16 protein-coding genes and 1 riboswitch are annotated in these 24,151 nt (G+C 37.7%); of the genes, 14 read left to right on the top strand and 2 right to left on the bottom strand.

Features of this window, described 5'->3' with window-relative positions; all coding sequences use genetic code 11:
- The first annotated feature begins 38 nt into the window (after positions 1 to 38).
- The 3 genes from nrdD to ACFP65_RS08835 all read left to right on the top strand — a co-directional run bounded on the left by nrdD (position 39) and on the right by ACFP65_RS08835 (position 4,268).
- Positions 39 to 2,231, top strand: a complete 2,193-nt coding sequence (gene nrdD / locus ACFP65_RS08845) for an anaerobic ribonucleoside-triphosphate reductase (protein WP_379917790.1) — start codon at positions 39 to 41, stop codon at positions 2,229 to 2,231.
- Positions 2,221 to 2,781, top strand: coding sequence for an anaerobic ribonucleoside-triphosphate reductase activating protein (gene nrdG, locus ACFP65_RS08840; protein WP_379917788.1), 561 nt, complete (start codon positions 2,221 to 2,223; stop codon positions 2,779 to 2,781). Before nrdD ends, nrdG begins: the two co-directional genes overlap by 11 nt.
- A gap of 134 nt (positions 2,782 to 2,915) precedes the next feature.
- Positions 2,916 to 4,268, top strand: a complete 1,353-nt coding sequence (locus ACFP65_RS08835; protein ID WP_379917786.1) for an APC family permease — start codon at positions 2,916 to 2,918, stop codon at positions 4,266 to 4,268.
- A 97-nt stretch (positions 4,269 to 4,365) separates the two neighbouring features.
- Here the strand turns inward: ACFP65_RS08835 and ACFP65_RS08830 are convergent, their stop codons facing one another.
- Positions 4,366 to 5,907, bottom strand: a complete 1,542-nt coding sequence (locus ACFP65_RS08830) for an ATP-binding cassette domain-containing protein (RefSeq protein ID WP_379917784.1) — start codon at positions 5,905 to 5,907, stop codon at positions 4,366 to 4,368.
- 141 nt (positions 5,908 to 6,048) lie between these two features.
- Here ACFP65_RS08830 and ACFP65_RS08825 point away from each other — a divergent pair, with 141 nt between their 5' ends.
- The 3 genes from ACFP65_RS08825 to ACFP65_RS08815 are packed head-to-tail and all read left to right on the top strand — an operon-like array spanning position 6,049 to position 7,879.
- Entirely contained in the window at positions 6,049 to 6,537 is a 489-nt protein-coding gene (locus ACFP65_RS08825) for a helix-turn-helix domain-containing protein (RefSeq protein ID WP_379917782.1), read from the top strand.
- A gap of 6 nt (positions 6,538 to 6,543) precedes the next feature.
- Complete coding sequence (locus ACFP65_RS08820) at positions 6,544 to 6,990, top strand: hypothetical protein (RefSeq protein ID WP_379917780.1); 447 nt, start codon at positions 6,544 to 6,546, stop codon at positions 6,988 to 6,990.
- Complete coding sequence (locus ACFP65_RS08815; protein ID WP_379917778.1) at positions 6,983 to 7,879, top strand: YtnP family quorum-quenching lactonase; 897 nt, start codon at positions 6,983 to 6,985, stop codon at positions 7,877 to 7,879. The genes ACFP65_RS08820 and ACFP65_RS08815 overlap by 8 nt, the downstream gene beginning before the upstream one ends.
- A 29-nt stretch (positions 7,880 to 7,908) precedes the next feature.
- Here ACFP65_RS08815 and rpmF read toward each other — a convergent pair whose 3' ends face one another.
- Positions 7,909 to 8,076, bottom strand: a complete 168-nt coding sequence (gene rpmF, locus ACFP65_RS08810; RefSeq protein ID WP_379917776.1) for a 50S ribosomal protein L32 — start codon at positions 8,074 to 8,076, stop codon at positions 7,909 to 7,911.
- 195 nt (positions 8,077 to 8,271) lie between these two features.
- On the opposite strand from rpmF, the gene ACFP65_RS08805 reads away from it, so the two are divergent.
- The 8 genes from ACFP65_RS08805 (at position 8,272) to ACFP65_RS08770 (ending at position 24,083) form a co-directional block, all read left to right on the top strand.
- Complete coding sequence (locus tag ACFP65_RS08805; protein WP_379917774.1) at positions 8,272 to 8,781, top strand: helix-turn-helix domain-containing protein; 510 nt, start codon at positions 8,272 to 8,274, stop codon at positions 8,779 to 8,781.
- Complete coding sequence (locus ACFP65_RS08800; RefSeq protein WP_379917772.1) at positions 8,732 to 9,796, top strand: M protein trans-acting positive regulator PRD domain-containing protein; 1,065 nt, start codon at positions 8,732 to 8,734, stop codon at positions 9,794 to 9,796. The genes ACFP65_RS08805 and ACFP65_RS08800 overlap by 50 nt, the downstream gene beginning before the upstream one ends.
- 249 nt (positions 9,797 to 10,045) lie before the next feature.
- The gene (locus ACFP65_RS08795) at positions 10,046 to 19,585 is read left to right on the top strand and encodes a SpaA isopeptide-forming pilin-related protein (RefSeq protein ID WP_379917770.1); all 9,540 of its coding nucleotides are present in this window, start codon (positions 10,046 to 10,048) and stop codon (positions 19,583 to 19,585) included.
- Positions 19,586 to 20,096: 511 nt separating this feature from the next.
- Positions 20,097 to 20,210: riboswitch (TPP riboswitch) on the top strand.
- A gap of 126 nt (positions 20,211 to 20,336) precedes the next feature.
- Positions 20,337 to 21,095, top strand: coding sequence for a 3-oxoacyl-ACP reductase (locus tag ACFP65_RS08790; protein ID WP_379917768.1), 759 nt, complete (start codon positions 20,337 to 20,339; stop codon positions 21,093 to 21,095).
- Between the two features lie 196 nt (positions 21,096 to 21,291).
- Complete coding sequence (locus tag ACFP65_RS08785; RefSeq protein WP_379917854.1) at positions 21,292 to 22,014, top strand: tRNA1(Val) (adenine(37)-N6)-methyltransferase; 723 nt, start codon at positions 21,292 to 21,294, stop codon at positions 22,012 to 22,014.
- Positions 21,989 to 22,342, top strand: coding sequence for a GIY-YIG nuclease family protein (locus ACFP65_RS08780; protein WP_379917766.1), 354 nt, complete (start codon positions 21,989 to 21,991; stop codon positions 22,340 to 22,342). Before ACFP65_RS08785 ends, ACFP65_RS08780 begins: the two co-directional genes overlap by 26 nt.
- Positions 22,320 to 23,195 carry a 16S rRNA (cytidine(1402)-2'-O)-methyltransferase gene (gene rsmI / locus ACFP65_RS08775; RefSeq protein ID WP_379917765.1) on the top strand — a complete coding sequence of 292 codons (876 nt, stop codon included), beginning with the start codon at positions 22,320 to 22,322 and terminating at the stop codon, positions 23,193 to 23,195. Before ACFP65_RS08780 ends, rsmI begins: the two co-directional genes overlap by 23 nt.
- 63 nt (positions 23,196 to 23,258) lie before the next feature.
- Positions 23,259 to 24,083 (top strand): hypothetical protein, encoded by an 825-nt coding sequence (locus tag ACFP65_RS08770; protein WP_379917763.1) that lies wholly within the window; start codon positions 23,259 to 23,261, stop codon positions 24,081 to 24,083.
- Positions 24,084 to 24,151: the final 68 nt, after the last annotated feature.

Here is a 24,151-nt window from a genome sequence, read left to right as displayed (position 1 = left end):
AAACCATCAAAGTTATAAAGCTCGAAAGGAGAATTATTATGAAAACAATAGATAAAGCTAGAACAATGAGGAAAAGAACTCTAAAAGAATTGAAGGTAAAAAAGCGTGATGGAAGAATACAAGATTTTTCAATCGATAAACTGCTAAAAGTATACATAAATATCAATAAAGATAATGTAGATATTAAAAAAGACCAACAAATGCTTTTGAAAAATAGACTTGAAGAAAGAATCAATAAACGAACCTATTCTATTATACATGTTTGTGAAATAGAACACATTTTTAAAAGCGTGCTAAATGAAATAGGTCAACCAAAGCTGATTTTTCAACTAAATGCTCAAAAAGAACAAAAAAAAAGCGACAAAGAGAAGCGAAGAGATGTGAATCAAATGATTCGGCATCTTTTGGATAAAGATAAAAGTATTGTAAATGAAAATGCGAATAAAGACAGTAAGGTATTTAATACACAACGAGACCTAACAGCAGGAGTGATTGGAAAAGCAATAGGACTGAAGTGGCTTCCAGAACACGTAGCGAATGCTCATGAAAAAGGAGAAATCCATTACCATGATCTAGATTACACTCCCTATGCACCTATGAGTAATTGTTGTTTGATTGATTTCAAAGAGATGTTTGAAAAAGGATTTCAAATCGGGAACGCAGATGTAGAGTCTCCTAAATCCATTCAAACTGCAGCGGCTCAGACAGCTCAGATCATTGCAAATGTAGCTTCTAGTCAATATGGGGGATGTAGTTTTGACCGAATCGATGAAGTGCTGGCACCTTATGCAGAGTTGAATTACAAAAAGCATCAGAAAATAGCTGTAAAGTGGATGAAAAATTCTATAGAACAACAAGCATTTGCCACAGATCAAACAAAAAAAGACATCTACGATGCTATGCAGAGTTTGGAGTACGAAATTAATACCTTATACACATCCCAGGGACAGACACCTTTTACGAGCATCGGTTTCGGACTCGGTACCTCTTGGGTTGAGCAAGAGATTCAAAAAGCAATCTTGAAGGTACGACTAAATGGGCTTGGAAAAGAGAAAAGAACGGCCATTTTTCCTAAACTGATTTTCACACTGAAAAGAGGTATTAACTTAAATAAAGAGGACCAGAATTATGCAATTAAACAGCTTGCGCTAGCGTGCTCCGCTAAAAGGATGTATCCAGATGTCTTATCATACGACAAAATTGTGGAGCTGACAGGTAGCTTTAAAGCGCCGATGGGATGTAGATCTTTTCTACAAGGATGGAAAAACGAAGAAAACAAAGAAATCAACGCGGGGAGGATGAACTTAGGTGTTGTGACTTTAAATGTTCCAAGAATAGCTCTGGAAGCAGAGGGCGATCAAGATAAATTTTGGTTTATTTTGAAAGAACGTCTAGAGGTCTTGCGTGACGGTCTAATCTTTAAAGCAAGAAGGGTCATGGAAGCCAAGCCTGAGAACGCACCCATCCTTTATATGCATGGTGCCTTTGGCAATAGGCTAAGTAGAGAAGAAGCTGTTGAAAGTCTATTTTTAAATAGAAGAGCGACTGCATCAATAGGGTATATTGGTTTATACGAAGCCGCAGCTTCTTTCTTTGGTAGTGACTGGGAGCAGAACAAAGCGGCAAAAATCTTTACTTTAAGCATATTAAAAATACTGAAACAAGCAGCGGATAAGTGGAGCGAAGAAATAAATCTTCATGTCAGTGTTTATGCAACACCGAGTGAGAGTCTGACGGACCGATTCTGCCGACTAGATACAGAGAAGTTTGGCGTAATCAAAGAGATTACAGATAAAGGGTATTACACTAATAGCTTCCACTACGATGTTAGAAAAAATCCAACACCATTTGAGAAGATTGAATTTGAAAAAGACTATGCACCTTTTACGAGCGGAGGGTTCATCCATTATTGTGAATATCCTAAACTACAGACCAATCTTAAAGCTTTGGAAGCTGTTTGGGACTTTGCATATGACAGAGTCGGTTACTTAGGAACAAACACACCGATTGATCATTGTTATCAATGCGACTTTGAGGGAGACTTTAGACCTACAGAATATGGTTTTAAATGTCCACAATGTGGAAACTCAGATCCCAAGACCTGTGACGTAGTGAAAAGAACATGTGGATATCTCGGTAACCCACAAAAACGCCCAATGGTAGAGGGTAGACACAAAGAAATTTCTTCTAGAATAAAGCATATGGAAAGTTGTGAGAACGATGAGAACTGATCCAATAGCGTGGACATCTGAACAATTTAGTAAACACTATATCGCAGATTACAAACCTTATAACTTTGTAGACGGAGAAGGCGTAAGGTGCAGTATTTATGTCAGTGGCTGCCCATTTGCCTGTAAAGGATGCTATAACAAAGTCGCACAAAATTTTGCATATGGCAAGCCTTATTCCAATGAACTGGAAGATCGAATCATCGAAGATCTACGTGCAGATTACTGTCAAGGGATGACCTTATTAGGTGGAGAGCCATTCTTGAATACCGGGGTTACAATCCGGTTGAGCAAACGCATTAGGGAAGAGTTTGGAAACCAAAAAGATATTTGGTCATGGACGGGTTATACGTGGGAAGAATTAATGTCCGGAACAGAGGATAAGCAGATGTTGTTGTCTTATCTGGATGTAGTCGTAGACGGACGATTTGAGTTGGAAAAGAAGGATTTGGGTCTGGCATTTAGAGGGAGTTCGAATCAGCAAATCATCGACGTTCAAAAGTCATTAAAGACTGGAAAGTGTGTATTGTGGCAAGATGGACACTACTTATGATTTAAAGCAAAACATTCTTTTCTTAAGCTGTGATTTCTGTTATATTCTCTATTATACTGTATTCAGTATAATTATTGATAATATGAATAAAGTATAATAAAAAATACTTTTCAACAGTAAAAAGGAGAGAAACAGTGGGAGATAAGAAGATTGAAATAAAACAGCATTATGGATTACTGACAGCACTGTCTATGATTGTCGGTATTTGTGTAGGTTCAGGTATCTTTTTCAAGTCAGATGATATTTTAGCTTATACGGGTGGCGATGCTTTACTAGGCGTGCTTGTATTCTGTATTGGTGCTTTATGTGTGATTTTTGGGAGTATCACATTAACTGAATTAGCTAGTAGAACAGAAAAAACAGGTGGCGTAGTTGGATATTTTGAAGATTTTATATCACCTGCGGCAGCTAGTGCATTCGGCTGGTTCCAAGTATGGGTTTATTTTCCGACAATCACCGTAGTGGTTGCATGGGTAGCGGGAATTTATACCACCATGTTATTTGATTTACCATCGACTCTTGAAACACAAGTGGGTATTGGCCTTATTTATTTAACATTCTTGTTTGGGATGAATTATGTTTCACTTAAAGCAGGTGGACGTTTCCAGAATCTTACGACGTTCATTAAACTGATTCCCTTAATTGGGATTGGACTTGTGGGATTGTTCTGGAGCGCACCAAACCCTGAAATTCCAAACGAAGTGGCTGTAATTGGAACAAGCTCTGTTGGGCTCGGCTGGCTTGCAGCCTTAGCACCAATGGCCTTTTCTTTTGAAGGATGGGTCATCTCGACAACCATCACACCAGAAGTTAAAAATGCTAAACGCAATATGCCAATCGCGTTGACCATTGGACCTTTGATTGTACTCGTTGTTTACCTAGCGTACTTTTTGGGAACAGTATCGATTGTTGGAGAAGAATATATCTTGTCCACAGGAGATGCTGCAATCAGTCAGATTGGTACAGCTATACTCGGTGCGAATGGTGAATCGATCATGCTTACATTTGTTTTAATTGCTGTTTTAGGTGTAGTGAACGGATTGACTTTAGGGTATATCCGGCTGCCTCAAGCACTGGCAACAAAAAATATGATTCCGATGAGCGACAGGATCAAAGTAATGGATGCAAAAAGAGAATTATCACCCGCTTCTACTATTTTTGCTTTTGTAGTCAGCTTGGTGTGGATGGGATTACATTACATCTCACAAAAAACGTCCTTGTTATCGGGCGGAGATATCAGTGAGATTGCGATTGTATTCAGTTACTTGGCATACGCTGTTCTTTATTTGAAAGTTATCCAATTGAAACGAGAAGGCGTCATCAAAAATGTCTTCTTAGGTTACGTTGCACCAGTGCTCGGAACACTTGGCTCACTTGTGATTTTAGTAGGAGGTATCTTCTCTAATCCAACATTTGTACCATTCTTCCTAATTTTTTCTTTACTTGTCTGTATCGCAGGATTCGTCTATTACCAAAAGAAAAATTAAAGCGTATAATCATTTAAATAAACCATCCTCTAACTTACGGCTCAGCTGAAAGCGAAGAGGATGGTTTATTCTTTTAGTGGGTAATCCTACAATAGAATCAACTTAAAGATAGTAAGCCATCTAATTGAGACCTTATAGAATCTCTTAGATGATGCGTAATCATCAAAACAGTTAATTTGGGATTGCTCATAAGATGCTGTTCAATTTTGATTGCACTGGCTTCATCTAAGCTGGAAGTTCCCTCATCGATTAAAATAATGGATTTACCGCGAACCAATCCGCGAGCTAAAGCAATGCGTTGACGTCGCCCACCAGATAAAGAGCGGCCGCCCTCTCCAACAGGCGTATCCAGACCTTCAGGAAGTTGTAGAATGAATTCATCTAGTGCACTTTGTGCCAAAGCTGTTTTCAAAATATCGTCTCCGAAAGTCTCACCCAGTGTGATATTATCTCTGATTGTACCATCAAATAGATAAGGGACTTGCTCAACGTAGAGCACATGTTGCCGCAACTGTTGGCCAGTTAAAGTTTCTAGCTCGTGCCCAGCGAAAGAGACCGAACCTGAATAGTCTGTTAGTTTACCGCTTAAAACATTAAATAAGGTAGATTTACCGCTACCGCTGGCGCCAGTAATTGCATACTTTCCGCCAAGAGAGAAAGAATAAGAGAGTTGATCAAATAGGGGGGGACCACCGTACGAGTAAGAAACATTGGATAGTTCGAAACCACTACGACAAGAAATATGCTCATTAACGTGCTCATCAAGAGAATCTATTTTTTCAAACTTTTCAAAAATAGGGCGCGTTGCTCGAATACCAGCGATACGTTGACTAAGGTTGCCCACCGTATTAAAAATGGTGCTTGCTAAATTACCGGTAGAGGCAATCGAGCCAAGACTCAGTAAAGACTGAAAGGCTAAGAATCCAGTTAAGGCCAGTACCGATAACTGTCCAAGGATGTTCCCGAAAGCACCTAGACTCACCACAAAGCTCATGACTCGTGCCTGGCGATTTTTTGCCTCGGCTAGCTCTAATGAGGCAAGACGTACAGATGAAGTGATTCGACTCAATAAATTAAAAGAAAACAGAGTATCAAAACCAGATAGTGCGTCAGAAGACTTGCTCAGAAAGACTTCATTTTGCCGAGTAGTTTCAAGCGACGCAGTAGCCAGTTTCTTCTCAAATAATTTGGGCAACCAAAGGGTCAGAGCCCCGATAACAAAACTTAAAATCACGATACTCCAATGGAAAAAGAAGAGTGCAAATACTGAAGTTGCAGTAGCGATAATACCTGAGAGAACAGCATAGAACTCATCAAAAGCATCCACTTCGATTGTATTCATATCGTTGCTTAACCAAGATGCATATGTACCCACTTGCTTTTCGTGAAAAGTCTTGTAGCTGACTTTTTCAAGCCTTTCAGTAATGGACCGGCGAATGGACGTTAGCATTCGCTGTTTGACTCGACTCATAGTGTTGATCTGCAAAAATGTAAAAAATAGGAATAACATAAAAATCATAAACATCTGTAGAGTTGTCCAGAAAAATAGTTCAAAATCTAAGTCAATCAGTGCATTGAATGCTCGTGCATTCAAAACGCTCACAACGGTTTGACAAGATGCGGTTATAAGTAACAACATGCCAATCCATACATTTTCTTTCCAAAATCGTTTAACAATCGAAAACATTATCTCACGTCCTTTTTTATTTGTACCTTTAGTGTAAGTGAGGTAAACTAATCGCAAGTATAAAGTTGCAGATGTGCAAAAAAGGAGGTCGCTATGTACGGTCAATTATTTAAAAAAATCAGAAAGGGCAAAGGGATTACATTGAAAGAAGCTTGTGGATCAGTTCTTTCCGTTTCACAGTTATCCAGGTTTGAAAACGAGAAATCTATGATTCCAGTAGACTTATTTTTTCAGTTATTAGATCAAATCAATACGACAGCAGAAGAATTTTTGTACTTAAGAGGATCAGATTTGGAAACCGATATCCGCTATTATTTTATTCGTATAGAAGACTACGTAAATAATAATCATTATCAGCAACTCAAGAAACTAAAAGAGGAAATCAAGGCTGCTCGTCCAGCCCCTTATAGCTGGCAACAATTTTTACTCTATTTTATCGAAGGCGTAGAAGATATAAATGAAGAAAAACATAATAGTAATCTACTGGTATTAGATTACTTGATGCAAGTTGAAGACTGGGGAGAGATGGAATTAAGACTATACGCTATATTTGGTTTCAATCTTGATGTCGAAACGACTTAGGTTTTAATGCGGACAGCCCTGAAAAGAAGTAAAGTATACCAATCGATTCCAAGAGACAGCAAATTACTACATACGATTTTAACGAACAACTTTTCAACGTTTATCTATCACGGTAAAATTGACTATGCAGAAGAAACGATCAAAGCTTTTGACCGGCATTATTCCAAAAATGTCGACTTACTTAGTCCACATATTGATTTCATCTTTAATAAAGGCATACTGGAATTTAAAAAACAAAATGAAGCAAAAGGGAGACAGTATTGCGAACAAGCTCTTGAAATTTGTACATTATTCAATCAAGAACAGATGCTAAAAGTGCTTCAGAAAAGGTACAAGGTATGGTTGAATCGACACAAAGATCCTGAATTCAAAGAACTTACAATCAATATTGGATTTATTGATGATTGGAAAACAGAAAAAGACTTCAGAGAAAAGGGGAAATTGAATGACTGACCGATTAGATACATTAATATTTCACGATATAAAGTTGACATGGATAGACGGAGGCATTACTTCAATGGATGGGGGTGCCATGTTTGGTCCTGTTCCGAAACCACTCTGGTCAAAAAAATATCCCGCAAATGAAAAGAACCAAATAGAATTACCAACAGATGCAATTTTAATACAATACAAAGATAAAAATTACTTGATCGATGCAGGGGTAGGTACTGGCAAGCTTACAGATAAACAGATTCGAAATTACGGTGTGCGAGAAGAAACAAAGATTGAAGAGAGTCTGAATCAAGTTGGATTGACCGTTCAAGATATTGATGGGGTGATTATGACCCATATGCATTTCGATCATGCGGGAGGGTTAACCCAATTAAAAGAAGGGCAGTATGTATCTACTTTTAAAAACGCAGTGATCTATGTAAATGCTATTGAATGGGACGAAATACGCCATCCCAATATTCGCTCAAAGAGTACATATTGGAAAGAAAATTGGGAAGCGGTAGAGGAACAAGTCAGAACCTTTGAAAAGAGTCTTGAGATTGTACCTGGTATCGAACTATTTCATACAGGTGGGCATAGCAAAGGACATTCTATTGTAAAGCTGACACAAGACGGAGAAACGGTCCTTCATCTAGCCGATATTATGCCGACACACGCTCATCAGAATCCGCTTTGGGTACTTGGATTCGATGATTACCCGATGAATTCTATTACAGCTAAACAGTATTGGATGGAAGAAGCACGCAAGCTCGGTGCAAAATTTATCTTTTACCATGATGCTTTTTACAGGATGGTGCAGTGGAATCATAGTGGGAAACAAATCATTGATAGACTGGAAAGAAGCAAAGAACCTTATATAAATTTCGATACGAAAAAAGACAACCAGTAAGCTATGGTTGTCTTTTTCAATCGTTTTGATTAATCGATCACTTTCTTTCCGTTATAGTAACCACTTTTAGACACGCGATGACTCATACGGTATTCTCCCAATTTTTCATCATAAGAGATATTTGGAGCTTTCAATTGCTTATGTGTACGTTGTTTCTTTTTCTTAGAAGTCGACCTTCTACGTTTTGGTACGGCCATATTTGATATCGTCCTTTCTAGTCATCTTCAGAATATTTATAAAACGTAAACGTTACGATTTAGATTATATAAGAGATATTCATAAATTGCAACTGATGAATTTATAAGAATGTTGGAAATCGGACAAGATTAACTAGTAGAAAAAAAGAATTAAATTGTATAATGTTCTAAACAGTATACTGAGAAGGTGAAAAGATGTTAAGAAAGTTGCTAGATTCAAATGAATTAAGAAAGCTAGAAATTATTGAATATCTCGATTCGAAAGAAAATTGGGTCACTTTAAAAGAATTATCAGAACAAACGGGCTATTCAGAAAATGTTTTGAAGAAAGATATTAGTCTGATGAAACAAGACTACGTTGAGGGCACTTGGGAGACATCTCATAAAGGAATCTATTTCAAATTATCGGAAAACGACAGTATAGACACTATTTATCGCTCTTTTTTAAAAAATAGTATGGCTTTTCAACTATTAGAGCTTTTACTCTACGAAAACGAAGCGCAAATTCCTGAGTTGGCTGAATCTTTGTTTACGAGTTCATCTACTCTAACTAGATTAATCAAAAGAATGAATGGACTACTAGTAGATACAGCGATTCAAATAGAAATAAATCCTTGTAGGGTCGTTGGTAACGAAGGAACGATACGTAATTTTTATGGTCATTACTTTTATGAATGTTATTCTCCTTTTGGAGTGGCCGTTTGATTCCATTAATCAGACATTGGTTGAAAAATTACTCACAACAGTAGTGAGATTATTACATATGAATTTGGATTACGCTGATTATACTAGAGTCAAGCATTGGATCATAGTCGCCTATTTTAGAGCGAAAAATCTGCATCATGTAACGGTGAGACAAACCGCTTTTGCGGACAAAATATACTCCATCGTATCCAAACAACCGATCAAATTAATCATGGAAAAGACACTCAAAATAAAAGTGACTAAAGATATTGTTGAACAGTTGCTGGCTGGATTTATTAATTCTAATTTTATTCCAAACTATGAATCACTAGAAGAATCAAGTTTGGAAGACCAAAAGATCCGTAATAGTATAACCATATTAGATCAGTCACTTGCAGAATTATCAGAAATAATGAACATTCCACTTTTAAATAAAGAGGATATTATTTTAGATTTGTACAATATTGTAAATTTATTGGGTTTATTGAATAAAGGGAAATTGAACTCCGCTTCAAGCATTTTATTTAGTCAGAAAAAATTATTTGTTCAGCAAATGAAACAAGAATTTCCAGAATATACGAGCGCTACTTTTGATATGATTGATGAGACATTAGATAGAACAAATACTTATTTGAATCGAAAAGGAAAAAATGAAGTCTTTTACATCCTAACTATTGGTTGGAAAGGCTTGATTCCAGCTTTAATCGATCAAGAAGAAAAAACGACGGTTATGGTTATCAGTAGATATGATCAAGAACATGCAGAGATGATCCAAGATGTCATGAATCAACATTTTCATGGAACAGTTTCTGTGGAGTTATATGACAAAATGCAGTTGACGCCACATCTTCTAGAGGGGATAGAACAAGATCTAATCATTACTACTTTTTCATTAGGAACATATTCAGATAAACCATCCGTTGTGATTAACAGTTACCCTACCAAAAAAGATTTAAGACGAATTCAAGAAAAAATTGATACAATCAAACTAAATAAATCAACTAATAAGCTCGATGAGCTTTTAATACAAAGTTGAACATAATATTACCAAATAAGCTGAGAGTGCCTTACTTTCAGCTTATTTTTTTGTGTAAAAATACTCAATGTCAAAAAGGATCTAGTTACGGACCTTTAATGATTTGAGAGCAAGTGGTGAAATGAATAGTATATTAATACGGAAGGTCTATCACGTGGAGGAAGAAAAAGAAAGGAGTAACGGGTGATATAAAGAACCAATACTTAAAGAAAAAAGAACAGTATCATCTATAAGAAAAAGGAGAAAAAGATGAAAAAGAAAATACACATCAGTATGCTAATGGTTCTGTTATTACAGACGCTCTGGCCATCGATGACGGCTATTGCGGAAATGATTGAGTCAAAGGCACTAGTCAGTATAATAGACGTCACACAAGAAGGAAGCGATGATTCATCGGTATTAAGCTTCGATGAAAGTGAACAAGAACTACAACTCGAACTTGAAATTGAATCAAAAGCAGCGCAAGAGACGAAAGAAGTTGTCATAAGCGTATCAGAAAACTTCGAACTTGCTATGATGCAAGAACAAGTTATTATTTCGGAAGCAGAAGAAATTGGTACGTATAGAGTTGAAGGACAGAATGTCTACTTATCTTTCAACGATAAAGAATATAGTGGAACGACTTCAATTACAGTAAAAGGTCTGTACATTACTACACCAGGGAAAACAACAGACATACTTGGAGTATCCCTCTTAGGGAAAAACTTTGAAAAGACAATTCAATATACGTTAAATGAAAGCGTTACAGAAATTTCCGAACAAAATGCAGAAGAAAGTGACAACGAGGCTACTGAAAGTATCCAAGAAGTTGAAGTAGTAACTATCGAAGAGGAAACAACAGAAGCGACTACGACTGAGGAAGAATCAGTCATTAGTGAAGAGTTTAATGAACTTGAAGAATCACAGATGATGAGTGCAATGAATATACAAGCGACAGACTCCCAAATGATGCTGAGGAATGTGAGATTCACAGATAGTCAAGATAAAGTCTTTGGAGCAGATTACCCGTATGACTTGAATGCAAAGCCAGTTGGGAGACTTTCTTTTGACTGGTTATTATCAGAAGGTCATACAGTATCCGGCGGAGATGTATTTAGTTTCAACTTACCAGCACAGTTTAGACCGGTTTCTGGAACGAATGGTACATTAGGTGACGTAGGAACATGGGCGGTGAATAACGCTGGAGTAGTGACTTTTACATTCAATGATAATATTGATGGAGATGATGCAAGTGGTGATTTCTGGTTTGAGATTATTTTGGATGAATCTGCACTAAGTGACGCAATAGAACAAGAAATTATTTTTGAAGATCTTCCTGAATTTACGATTAATTTCCCTGTTATTCCAAAAGGTGGAAGTCTAGTTGATAAAAGTGGAACAATCAACAAAGAAGGATTCAATTCTAGTGAAGCGTCTTGGACGGTAGATATCAATACAACGTTAGCTACATTGATAAATGCTTCAGTAACAGATGAGTTACCTCGTAATATGATTTATAAAGAAGAATCTCTAGAAATCGTCCGCCTACAAATGACGTCATCTGGGAATAAGACAGAAGTAGAGGTATTGGATCCAAGTAAATACTCATTGAATATAGATGAAGAAGGCAATCCTCTCATAACCTTTGATGGACTTAACGAAACAGAATCTCAACAAGCATACCGTATAAAATATGTCACTGAGATCGTAGAACCAAGTGAAGGTTTTGATGGAAATCAAACCTTTACTAATAATGCCGTTCTTAGTAATAACAATCAAAATCATAATGCAAGAGCCACTGTAAGTAGCGGGTATGGTAAAGCGATTGAGAAACTTGATCCAAAATATGATGCTACTAGTCAAACTTTTGAATGGACAATCAATTACAACTACAATGAAAAGTATATTGATGCTGATAAAGCGACCATTCAAGATAACTGGTCACCAGTCGGATCAATGGGACTAAGTGAAGATAATCTGAGTGTATATCCAGTTATGATTGATGAAAATGGTGCAGCTACGGTAAGTGAAACACCGATTGATAACAACAATTATAAACTAGAAATTCAATCAGACTTTTCAGGATTTAACCTTGAGTTCTTAGAAGATATTGACCAGCAAGCTTACCAAATCCGATATACAACTAACCTTAGAGGCTCAAAAGGCACAGGTATAGTAGATAATAGTGGAGCAATTTCAAATAATATTGAGACGGGAACTGAAAAAAACGACGGTAGTAGAGGGACTTGGACACAACAGGGCTTAATCAAACGTCGAACAAATACCAATATTGATCAAAAAACGATTTCTTGGAATATAGCTATTAACGGAAATAGTTATCGGATGGATAACTTAGTGCTTACAGATACCTTTACTGGTGATGGTTTGACTTTAATAAAAAATGAAACAAATCATTCGAAATTTGAATTGAGAATTATGAATGGAGAAGAAGAATTTACAGACTATACATTAGTTTATAATGAACCTGACCAATCCGAAGGCAGAGCTGGAGGATTCGTTATAGAATTCACCCAACCAATTAACCAGCCACTTAATTTGCAATATACAACTCATTTTGAAAGAAACTCAGATGGATCAGGAGTCTACAGAAACCATGCTTCTATAGATTGGGAATTAGCCGATAGAAAGTATACTATAGAAAGTGGACAGGTTGATGGTGGGAATACCCGTTATACAGCAAGTAACGGAGTGAAATCAGGATCCTACAACGCTGTAACTCAAGAAATTACATGGGCAGTGAACACAAACTATGCACGTCTACCGATTCAGGAAAATTATAAAATTTCAGATAAAATACCCGCAAATCAAGAAATGGTTGAAGAATCTTTAACTGTATATGAATATAGAATCAATGAATCTGGAGCAATTATCAGTAAAACAGACCTGAACGTTGAAAATTATACTATGACTTTTCCAAACCAAGATAACGATGAAACACTGGATGTTAGCTTATCTGATTCTATGATAGGTGAGCATACAGCGATTGGAGTTGAGTTTAAAACTCGATTCAAGAATAATCTGGCACAAGACAGTAGAGTTGAAAATACAGCGGTCGTTACAAATGGAGAAACGTTTACATTGCCGGCTTTAGTTAGTATTCCAAATGGTGGTTTATATGGGAAGAAATTTGGGAATCAAGCCGGGGAATCTAATGAGAGAATTGACTGGACAATAGAAATGAATCCAAATCAATCAACGATTTCCCAATTTAAGTTAACAGATAATCCAGACTTGAATTCAATTTTACTAGAAGAAACGTTTAGAGTTTACGAGGCATCTGTTAATGCTTCAGGAGAACTTTCTAAAACAGAAGTCATTCTTGAAGAAGGCAAAGAATACAATTTAACAATTGATACTGATAGTGAGACAGGCTACCAAGAATTTATATTATCTTTTAACGATGAAATTAATAAAGCTTACATTTTAGAATATAGTTCGTTTATTGATCCTTTAGTTGGAAGAGGTGAAAATATCACCAACCAGTTTAAAATTGAGGGGTTAAACGTAAGTTTTGCTACTAATACAGAAGAAGAGATTAATATAGTCAAAAGCAATGCCGGAGGCGGGTCTGGTTCAGCTGTTCGAGGAAGCTTTGTGATTCAAAAAGAAAATGAATCAGGAGAACAATTAGCTGGAGCGGTCTTCAATCTATATACTAGTAATGGCCAACAATTATTGCGTACTGGAGAAACGAATGCTGACGGTGAATTAGAATTTGGAAATCTTAGAAGAGGGAATTACCTATTAAGAGAAGTCCAAGTACCAGAAGGATATGTAATCAGTGATGAACTAGCAGAAGGCATCAGAGTTCAGCTTGCTCATACTGACGATAATCCAATGATGAATGTAACTTATGTAAATGCGCTCACTAAAGTAACAATCAATAAAGTGGACGATCGCGGTCAAAGAATTAATGACAATGTAATCTATAGAATCTTTGATTCTGAACAAACACTGGTAAGGGATAACGTTGTTGCTGAAGACGGAACGATTACCGTTGAAGATTTAGCACCAGATAATTACTTTATAGAAGAAGCTGAAGCACCAGAAGGATATATTTTAAATACTAGACGATCGGAATTTGTTATTCGACTGGAAGACAACGGGACACAAGAGATCCCTACTGTTGAATTTAGAAATTATCAAGGTTCAGCACAGCTGAAAAAAACAGATGCAGCTAGAGGGAATGTGAGTGGTGGAACTTTTGAAGTAATCGACGCAGAAACTAAAGAAGTGGTTGCAAGTGATCTGACAAGTGTAGAGGGTGTGGTTACAGCAACTGGTCTAGCGCCAGGAACTTACCAGTTTAGAGAAGTCACAGCACCTACTGGTTATATTAGAAACACAGATTCTAGTGCACCGTTTACGATTGCAGAAACAGCAGATGGCGCACCATCTGTAGTAGAAGTAGAAGAACCATTCGTAAACTACCAAGGGTCTATTCAATTTGTTAAAACAGATGGAGCAACTGGCTTAGAAAATGCTATTTTTGAAATTATGGATGCTAATCAAAATGTGATTCAAGGAAATCTTGTTTCAAATAGTGAAGGTGTGGTTACAGCAACTGGTCTAGCACCAGGAGCATACACCTTAAGAGAGACAGAAGCACCAGAAGGATATATCTTGGATACGAAGACGATTGATTTTGACATTCCAGAAAAATATGCCGGAGCTATAGGTATTAAATCTTTAGGAGATATTAGAAACTACCAAGGAGAAGTTCTGTTAACGAAAACAGACTCAACGGGTACAATAGACTTAGAGAATGCTGTCTTTGAATTGTACACTGGGGATAACGTTCTAATAGGGGCATTCACATCGAACGATCAAGGACAAATCCGTGTAAAAAACTTGGTACCTGGTGAATATAAATTTGTGGAGAAAACAGCGCCAGAAGGCTATATCAGAAACACAGAATCTATAGACTTTACGATTAATCCAATTTCTGACGGAGTGCCTGAATTAAAAACGTTAATAGCCGTTAATTATCAGGGTTCTATTGAATTCAATAAGGTCAGTGGTTCAAACGAAGAAACTCAAACCTTATCTGGAGCAGAATTCCGAGTAGTGAATGCAGAATTGAATCCAGATGATGAAAACTATGTCGTACAAGAAGTCATCATCTCTCAAGAAGATGGAAAAGTAGAAGTAACAGATCTTGCACCGGGAAGATATTATTTTGAAGAAACTCAGGCGCCAGCAGGTTACTTGATCAATACGGAACGAGTAGAATTCATAATTGATGAAACAGCAGAAGGCGAACCAGAAGTTCAGTCACTATCTGATTTCAATAATTATCAAAGAACGGTCCAATTAACTAAACGATCCGTTGAAGAAGTACCAATCACAACGGGTGCGGTATTCAATTTAGAAGATTCTGAAGGAAACCTATTACAAAGTGATTTGCGAACAAATGATGAAGGAATCATTATCGTAGAAAACTTGGCTCCAGGAGCTTACAGATTTGTTGAAAAGGCAGCACCGGAAGGCTATATTTTAAATACTGAACCCATTACCTTTAATATAAAAGAAGAAGCTAAAGGCGAACCATCAGTTCTTAATGTAGAAGCAATCAATTATCAAGGTGTTGTGGAACTAGAAAAGGTAGATGCCTCAGGGAACAAACTTGCAGGAGCTGTATTTAATCTGGAAACAGAAGATCAATCTGTTATCCGAGAAGATTTGATAACTGAGCCAGATGGTAAACTTACAGTAAGTAACCTAGCACCAGGAACTTATTACTTCAGAGAAACAACAGCACCAACAGGATATCTTATTAACGAAGATCTTATTAAGGTAATTGTCGGAGCTGAAGCAGATAAAACGCCAGCTCTAATTAAAGTAGAAGCGGTCAACTATCAAGGTAGTGCCCAACTGATCAAGACTTCTAATTCTGGAACAACTTTATCTGGAGCAGTATTTGAGGTTATTAACAGTAATGGTGAACTTCAAGAAGGTAACCTTATATCAAACGATGATGGTCTAGTTGAAGTCGATGACTTAGCACCAGGGGATTATCAATTTATCGAAACATCAGCACGAGAAGGATACATTAGAAACACAAAACCGATAGATTTTAAAATATTAAACTCAGCAGGTGGAGCACCAGAAATGGTTGTCGCTGATAACAACTTTATTAATTATCAAGGTAATATTCAATTTGTAAAAATCGGAAATGACAATGTTGGTTTACCAGGAGCGGTTTTCCAGATTCTCAATGATCAAGAAGATGTTGTTCAAACGGTAACTTCTGATAGCGAAGGTGTCGTTAGAGCTACAGGACTAATTCCGGGTAGCTATTCTTTACAAGAAATAGAGGCACCAAATGGTTATCTAGTGAATTCTAGAGCCATTACGTTTGTAGTGGAATCTGAGTATGAAGGTGATCCTGGTATTCAGTCGCTAGGTGATTTCCAAAATTACCAAGGATCCGTTCGTTTAACAAAACGAGCAGCAGATTCAACCTTACTACAAAATGCAGAGTTCCGTTTAGAAACGACCAGTGGATTTGTCTTATACACAGATTTACGAACAAACGAAAATGGAGAACTACAAGTCGATGGATTAGCGCCAGGTTCTTATCGCTTTGTTGAGATAAATGCACCAGCAGGCTATGTTTTAAACACGAATCCAATTACATTTGATATCGATTCATCGGCGTTATCAGAACCTAGCACAGTAGAGGTTGAAGCAATCAATTATCTAGGATCTGTTGAATTAACTAAAATAAGTGCAGATGATACGTTACTAGAAAATGCAGAGTTTGTTTTGGAAAGCGAAGAAAATGGCGTAATCCAAGAGAACTTATCAACTGATTCTGAAGGCAAAATAAGAGTTGATGGTTTAGTACCGGATAACTACTTCTTCAGAGAAACCAAAGCACCAGAGGGGTACGTTGTGAATAACGAATTGGTGAAATTTACAATTGATCCTGAAAGTAAAGGAATACCGGTTTTACAAGAAGTTGAAGCAATCAATTATCAAGGATCCGTTCGTTTAGTAAAAACAGACCAGACAGGTAGAGTACTAAGCGGCGCAGTGTTTGATCTAGTAGATAGTGAAGATCAAGTGATTGAAAATAACTTAGAATCAACAACTACTGGTGAAATTTTAGTAGATGGCTTAGCTCCGGGAGAGTATCATTTTATCGAAACACAAGCACCAGAAGGATATATCATAAATACATCACCAGTAGGTTTCACGATTGTGGATTCAGCACTTGGGGAGCCCGTTGAAGTAACGGCTGATGCAGGTTTTATGAACTATCAAGGGAGCATTCAGTTCATTAAAGTCGATAACAACATAGGTATATCAGGAGCGATTTTCCAGATCGTCAATGATAGAGATGAAGTGATTTTATCAACTCTGATTTCTGATGCAAATGGAGTCGTGCGTGCAGACGAACTTGCACCAGGCACTTATTACCTGGAAGAAACAGCTGCACCAGTAGGATACGTTCGTAACACAGAACGCATTCAATTCACCATCGCTGCTGAAAACGCAGGAGACCCTGGGGTTCAGGCGTTAGGAGACTTCCATAATTACAAAGGATCAGTCACTTTGACGAAACAGTCTGCAAATCAGACAGTCCTTGAAGGAGCAGAATTCCGCTTAGAAACAATTGATGGACAAGCCCTTCAATCAGGATTAGTCACTGGGGCAAATGGAGAACTAACCGTAGCTAATTTAGCACCGGGTTCATACCGATTCATTGAAACGAAAGCACCAGCAGGACATGTCCTGAATACGGAACCGATTGAATTTACGATTGATCCAACGGCTTATGCTATACCACTAAATAAATCAGTAAACGCCGTCAACTATCAAGGTTCTGTCGAATTAACGAAGGTTAGCAAAAACGACGAACCACTGGAACAAGCCGTGTTCAGTTTGATGAATCAAGACAGTAAAATGATTCATGAAACTTTAACGACCAACTCTGAAGGAAAAATTCGAGTCGATGGTTTAGCTCCAGGAACGTACACGTTCAAAGAAATCAAAGCACCAGTAGGTTATATCTTAAATGAAGAAGAAGTCACTTTTACGATTGATGCACTAGCAGAAGGAACACCAAATGTCCAAAGTGTTGAAGCTATCAATTACAAAGGACAAGCGCGTCTAGTTAAAACGGATGCAGCCGGAGAAATTTTAAGTGAAGCGACATTTGATTTATTAGATCAGGCAGGAAATGTGATCCGTGAGTCTCTTATTTCAGACGTTAATGGTCTGATCACAGTTAGTGATTTAGCACCGGGAGACTATCGTTTCATTGAAACAAAAGCACCAGATGGCTACATTTTAAATACAATGCCAGTGGACTTCACAATAGAAGCATCAAGCTTAAAAGAGCCGGTTGAAGTTATTGCTGACGCTAGCTTTGAGAATTATCAAGGAAGTATTCAGTTTGCAAAAGTAGATCAAGAAACGGGGATTCCAGGGGCGATATTCCAGATCGTGGATGAGTCGGATTTAGTGGTTCAAACAGACCTGATCTCTGATGAAAATGGGATCGTCCGTGCAGAAGGGCTCGCACCGGGAACCTATTACCTGAAAGAAACAAAAGCACCAAACGGGTATGTTTTAAATACGGAGCAAATTGCCTTCACAGTAGAAGCCGATCATGCAGGAAACCCAGGTGTGATGACTTTAGGAGACTTCCCGAATTATCAAGGAACGGCTAGGTTAACGAAATATTCTTCGGAAGAAACGGTACTTGAAGGAGCAGAATTCCGCTTGGAAACAGTAGCTGGATTTGTTCTGGAAACAGGATTAATAACGGATAAAAATGGTGTGTTGAGTGTAAACACTCTTGCTCCAGGCGCATACCAATTCGTAGAAACAAAAGCGCCAACTGGTTATGTACTCAATACAGAACCAGTTGAATTCGAAATCGAATCTGTAGCAAAATCAGAACCCGTTATTGTTGAGGTAGCAGCTATAAACTATCAAGGTACAGTACAATTAAGTAAAGTAACAGAAACAGGCGAAGCCTTACCGGGCGCAACATTTGCCTTATTCGATGCAGATAGTTTAGATGTTGAGCAAGAGGTCGTTTCAGACGAACAGGGGATCGTTCGCTTCGCACAACTTGCACCAGGAAATTATATTATTAGAGAAACACAACCAGTCATAGGATATATTCGAAATACTAGAGAAGTAGAAGTCATTATTGAAGATTCGTCAAGTGGACAACCTGTTGTTACAGATTTAGGAGAATTTACAAATTACCAAGGTGCAGTCTTATTGACTAAACGTGATTCAGCAGATGCGACAATTACATTAGCAGAGACAGCTTTCACCTTATTTGATCAGTCAGGTACAGAGCTGATGGCCGATATAGTCACGAATGCAGATGGTCAAGTAGAAGTTGATGGCCTAGCACCAGGGGAATACCACTTTATTGAAACTCAGGCGCCACCAGGATATGACATTTCTTATATCCCGATTGAATTTGAAATCGAACCTGAGACAGTAGATAAACCAGAAATGGTTTTAGCGACAGCAACAAATAGTAAGCTCATTATTACTGAACCGACAGAAGATTCAGAATTGATCATTAAAACACCAAAACCAGTTCTGAACCAAGAGTCGAATAGAGGGCTGAACTCAAATGTGATCACAAAACTGACGACTGATCCAGAAGTCATTAAACCAGTAAAAACGAATCAGTCTCAGTCTAAGCTTCCGCAAACCGGATTCCAACAATATGGTGGAATCGCGCTTCTGGGAGGGGTCCTAACATTGATGGGTACAGGTATCTTCTTATCAAATAGAAAAAAAGTAAAATAATCAATTAACGACCGAAAAAGCCAGGGCTCTATAGCCTGGCTTTTTTCTGTGACAAATTCTTAATTTTAATATAAGAATAGTTTTGGATGAAATAACCTTTAAGATAAACCTTTTTTATTATTCGTCCCGAACCGTCCGAATTGATTATTTTTAAATGTATGGTATAATGTAACTACATTAAGAATAAATATGAAGTATTATATAAAATCGTTTTAACGAAGTTTAATCGATCTGGCGCAACTATAGAGTTGTAAGGACACAGTAGAGGTAGGGACTGTGTTGTTTAAATGAGAAACTCAGTCATATAATTTGAATAGTAATTTAGCACGAATTAACTGTATAAGTCATTTATTTTTAATCAGAGAGCCGCTCCCTTAATTGGGAGGGGCTTTTGTCAATTCTAAGGCAATTTAATCCAGGTACTTTAGATGCGCATCGGGATGAGCAATTTTTTATAATACAGTATATTATTTTAAAAGCATATGATATGATTTATGTAATTGAATACACAATAGACCACTAGGGGAGCTTCTTGTTGAAAAGCTGAGGCTGAGATAGGTAGAAACCTGACCCTTAGGACCTGATCTGGATAAAGCCAGCGTAGGAAAAGTGGAATGATGATTTGACTCTAGCACTCTCTTTTGAGAAGGCTTTATTAAGATTGTAAATGAACCCACACCCTTTTTCTGTCTGCTTAAGACAGAGAAGGGGTGTTTTTTGTTTATTCAAAAAAGCGAAAAGAGGGCAAGGAATGAGTGAACAGAAAACCGTTTTAGTTACAGGATCAAGTCGAGGACTAGGAGCTATGATTGCGAAACAGTTTGGTGAAAAAGGATATAAAGTAGTAGTCAATTACTTTAAAAACAAAGAAAAGGCGCTTAAAGTTATTGAGGAAATTGGAAAAGACAACGCAATCGCCATTCAGGCAGATGTTAGAGATGAACAGCAAGTAGAAGCTATGGTAAAAAAAGCCACAGAACATTTTGGAACAATTGATATCGTCATCAACAATGCTTTAATCAATTTTGAATTTAATCCAGTCACCCAAGGAACAGTGGAAGAATTGACTTGGGAGAATTATAATGAACAGCTTCAAGGAACAGTCCAGTCTGCCTTAAACACGATTCAAGCTGTCCTTCCTGAAATGAAAAAACAGCAATACGGTCGGATAATCAACATAGGTACAAACTTATTTCAAAATCCCGTAGTCCCCTATCACCAATACACAACGGCCAAAGCGGCACTCGTAGGATTTACTAGGAATATGGCGAAAGAACTCGGAAAAGATCAAATCACAGTTAATATGGTGTCTGGTGGCTTGTTAGAACGAACAGATGCTAGTGCAGTTACTACGCCAGAAGTCTTTGATTTGATTGCAGCAAGTTCTGCACTAAATCGCGTGACAGAACCAGCAGATGTAGCGGAAGTCGTTGTTTTCCTAGGGTCTGAGGCTTCCAGAGGTGTCACGGGACAGAATATTGTTGTAGACAGCGGATTAACAATGAATTAAGAAATAAATAATGTGTAGAAAGTGTTTGATCATTTTATTGATGAGAAGTAAAAAGCTGCGCCTTAGTGGGTGTAGCTTTTTACTTGTTCGGGGTAATGTTCACTAGAAAATTTTGGTATACTATAAGAAACTGATAGATAAGGAAGCTAAGCTATTGAAAGACTTACTTAAAGATGACGAACGTATTGATCAGTTGATGCAATACGATATAGAAATTATACAAAGCCCTTCAGTCTTCTCTTTTTCACTAGATGCCGTATTATTAGGAGAATTTGCTCAAGTACCCAAGCATAATCGTGCTAAAATTGTTGATCTCTGTTCTGGAAACGGTGCAGTTGCACTCATGCTTAGTCAAAAGACGGCTAGTCCGGTGACTGGGGTTGAAATTCAAGAAAGACTTGTGGATATGGCAAATAGAAGTATTGAATTGAATCAATTACAGGAACAAGTAATGATGAAACATGCGGATGTTAAAGAAGTCAGAGAACTGATTCGACATGATTCAGTGGATGTCGTGACGTGTAACCCGCCTTATTTTAAAGTGACAGAAGAAAGCCTTCAGAATCCAAACACAAACCTTGCGATTGCCAGACATGAGATTCACTTGTCTTTAGGTGAAATGATGAAAGCAACGGCATTTTTACTTAAGACAAAAGGAAAAGCTTATTTTGTACACAGACCGGATCGGTTTCTAGAAATTCTAGACGCTATGCGTGCCGTTAATCTTGCACCTAAAAGAGTGCGATTTGTCTATCCTAAAGAACATAAAGAAGCAAACATGATATTGATTGAAGGCATTAAAAATGGAAAAGAAACAGGCTTCACTGTGCTCCCGCCTTTATTTGTGTTTGATCAAAATGACCAATATTTACCTGAAGTGAGAAGGATGATTTATGGAGCCGAAAGAAGTGAAGAATAGCTATTTTTATGTACTACATTGCAAAGACGGTTCATTTTATGGTGGGTATACTACAGATTTAGAACGAAGACTGGATGAACATAATTCTGGTACGGGTGCGAAATATACAAAACCAGCCTACAGACGCCCTCTTAAAATGATTTATGCTGAGATTCATCCAACAAGAAGTGCAGCGACAAAAGCCGAAGCAGCCTTTAAAAAACGAACAAGGATCAGCAAAGAACGGTATTTAAAACAGAACGGAGTGAGTTTGCCGTTTAGTCAACAAGACCGATGTAAGATTGTAAGAAGAGAGGATGCAGTTGATGCAGACGCAAAAGAGTTATGAGAAAACAGAAACAGGTATGCTATATCTAGTACCGACACCGATTGGTAACTTAGAAGATATGACGTTTAGAGCCATCAGAATGCTAAAAGAAGCAGATCTAATTGCTGCTGAAGATACAAGAAATACACAGAAATTATTGAATCATTTTGAAATTCAGACAAGTCAGATTAGTTTTCACGAACACAATTCACAGGAGCGTACACCAAAACTGGTTGAAAGAATGATTGCTGGAGAAACGATTGCTCAGGTGAGCGATGCGGGTATGCCTTCTATCAGCGATCCAGGTGTTGACTTGGTCAAGGCAGCTATTGAAGTGGGGATTGCAGTCGTCCCATTACCGGGAGCAAATGCTGCACTGCCAGCACTCATTGCTTCTGGCATTTTACCCCAACCGTTTTACTTTCATGGGTTTTTACCGCGGAAGAAAAAAGATTTGCATACTGAGTTGGAAACACTAAATAAGCGCCAAGAGACCATCATTTTTTATGAATCGCCACATCGATTAAAAGCGTTACTGGAACAAATTGAAAAAGTCATGGGTTCAGATCGAAAGATTGTTCTAGCTAGAGAGTTAACGAAAAGATATGAAGAATTTATTAGAGGAACGGTTTCTGAAGTGTCTGACTGGGCACAAGCAGAACAAATTCGAGGAGAGTTCTGTGTGATTCTTGAGGGGAATGCTGATCCGATTTTAGACCAAGAAATAGTGGAATGGCAGAATTGGTCTGTAAAAGAACATGTCGAAAAATTAATGGAATTAGATGGGTTAAATAGCAAGCAGGCAATAAAAGAAGTGTCTATTTTAAGAGGACAGCCTAAAAGGGATATTTATTCTGAGTACCACGAGATTTAAGACAATTATAGTATTCTTAAAAAAGATACAGTATACTATAGTCAAATGAAGGAGGTAGTCTTTATGAAAAACTGGACGAAACTAATCACACTTTTAACTGTTGGGGCTGCGCTAGCTGCATGTAGTAACGATAATGATGAAGCCGTAGTGGCACCTGAAACAGAACAAGAAACGACTACTGAAACAACAGAATTAGTAGATGAAACGGATGATCTAGCAGTCGCGTATCAAGCTGAATTAGATCAGGCGCAAGCACAATTTGATAATGAGCAGCTGGATGAATCAGCTGGAACGTTATCTGTTTTACTTAAAGAAGATTTAACAGAATATCAAGCAATTAAGGTTGAAGCTGAAGGACTTTTAGAAAAAGTCACGCTCGCTCAAGCGGAACAAGCAAGACAAGTAGCGGGAACCTCTTCTGACAAAACTGAGTATCAGACAGAGCGTAGTTCTTCCGTGCTTGCAGAAAAATACTTAGCTGAAACAGGTCAGTCTATCGAAGCTGCAACAGATGAAGAATTGGGAAGCTGGTTATCTGCTCAGGATAAGAAAGCAGAAGAAACAAGTTCGAATTCAGAAACAGACTCAGAAGAAACGACAGAAACAGAAGCTGAACCAGAAAATAAATTTGCTACTGACGAAGAAGCGGAAGATTATGCATTTAATCAACTAATTGGAAGACTAGGATTATCGAATGAAACCTACTCTTACTTTGTGAATAAAACAGATGATCAGTGGGTAACAATTGAAGCAAGAGAGTCAATGGAACAAGACGGCGTAGAATGGTCGAACATGATTGGGATGTACCGTTATAACCTTGAAAATGACTCCATTGAAAAACTGAATTCTGTTTCTGGAAACTACGAAAATGTAAATAAAGGTATTTAAACTCTAAATTAAAATTGGTCTCTTAAAGACATTGACGCTCTAAAAGGTCAATGTCTTTTTTTTATCGT

Origin of the sequence: Marinilactibacillus sp. GCM10026970 (genome assembly GCF_042660675.1) — a bacterium.
GTDB lineage: Bacteria > Bacillota > Bacilli > Lactobacillales > Carnobacteriaceae_A > Marinilactibacillus.
The sequence above is the reverse complement of the archived record's forward strand: the minus strand, read 5'-3'. Positions and strand labels throughout refer to the sequence as shown.

Bases quoted from the DNA above. Each gene is read 5' to 3' on its own strand.
- ACFP65_RS08780 (WP_379917766.1), top strand. From the start codon at position 21,989: ATGGAGCCGAAAGAAGTGAAGAATAGCTATTTTTATGTACTACATTGC.
- ACFP65_RS08820 (WP_379917780.1), top strand. From the start codon at position 6,544: ATGCGGACAGCCCTGAAAAGAAGTAAAGTATACCAATCGATTCCAAGA.
- ACFP65_RS08795 (WP_379917770.1), top strand. From the start codon at position 10,046: ATGAAAAAGAAAATACACATCAGTATGCTAATGGTTCTGTTATTACAG.
- rpmF (WP_379917776.1), bottom strand. From the start codon at position 8,076: ATGGCCGTACCAAAACGTAGAAGGTCGACTTCTAAGAAAAAGAAACAA.
- ACFP65_RS08770 (WP_379917763.1), top strand. From the start codon at position 23,259: ATGAAAAACTGGACGAAACTAATCACACTTTTAACTGTTGGGGCTGCG.
- nrdG (WP_379917788.1), top strand. From the start codon at position 2,221: ATGAGAACTGATCCAATAGCGTGGACATCTGAACAATTTAGTAAACAC.
- ACFP65_RS08800 (WP_379917772.1), top strand. From the start codon at position 8,732: ATGGTCATTACTTTTATGAATGTTATTCTCCTTTTGGAGTGGCCGTTT.
- ACFP65_RS08825 (WP_379917782.1), top strand. From the start codon at position 6,049: ATGTACGGTCAATTATTTAAAAAAATCAGAAAGGGCAAAGGGATTACA.
- rsmI (WP_379917765.1), top strand. From the start codon at position 22,320: ATGCAGACGCAAAAGAGTTATGAGAAAACAGAAACAGGTATGCTATAT.
- ACFP65_RS08805 (WP_379917774.1), top strand. From the start codon at position 8,272: ATGTTAAGAAAGTTGCTAGATTCAAATGAATTAAGAAAGCTAGAAATT.
- nrdD (WP_379917790.1), top strand. From the start codon at position 39: ATGAAAACAATAGATAAAGCTAGAACAATGAGGAAAAGAACTCTAAAA.
- ACFP65_RS08815 (WP_379917778.1), top strand. From the start codon at position 6,983: ATGACTGACCGATTAGATACATTAATATTTCACGATATAAAGTTGACA.
- ACFP65_RS08830 (WP_379917784.1), bottom strand. From the start codon at position 5,907: ATGTTGTTACTTATAACCGCATCTTGTCAAACCGTTGTGAGCGTTTTG.
- ACFP65_RS08785 (WP_379917854.1), top strand. From the start codon at position 21,292: ATGCAATACGATATAGAAATTATACAAAGCCCTTCAGTCTTCTCTTTT.
- ACFP65_RS08790 (WP_379917768.1), top strand. From the start codon at position 20,337: ATGAGTGAACAGAAAACCGTTTTAGTTACAGGATCAAGTCGAGGACTA.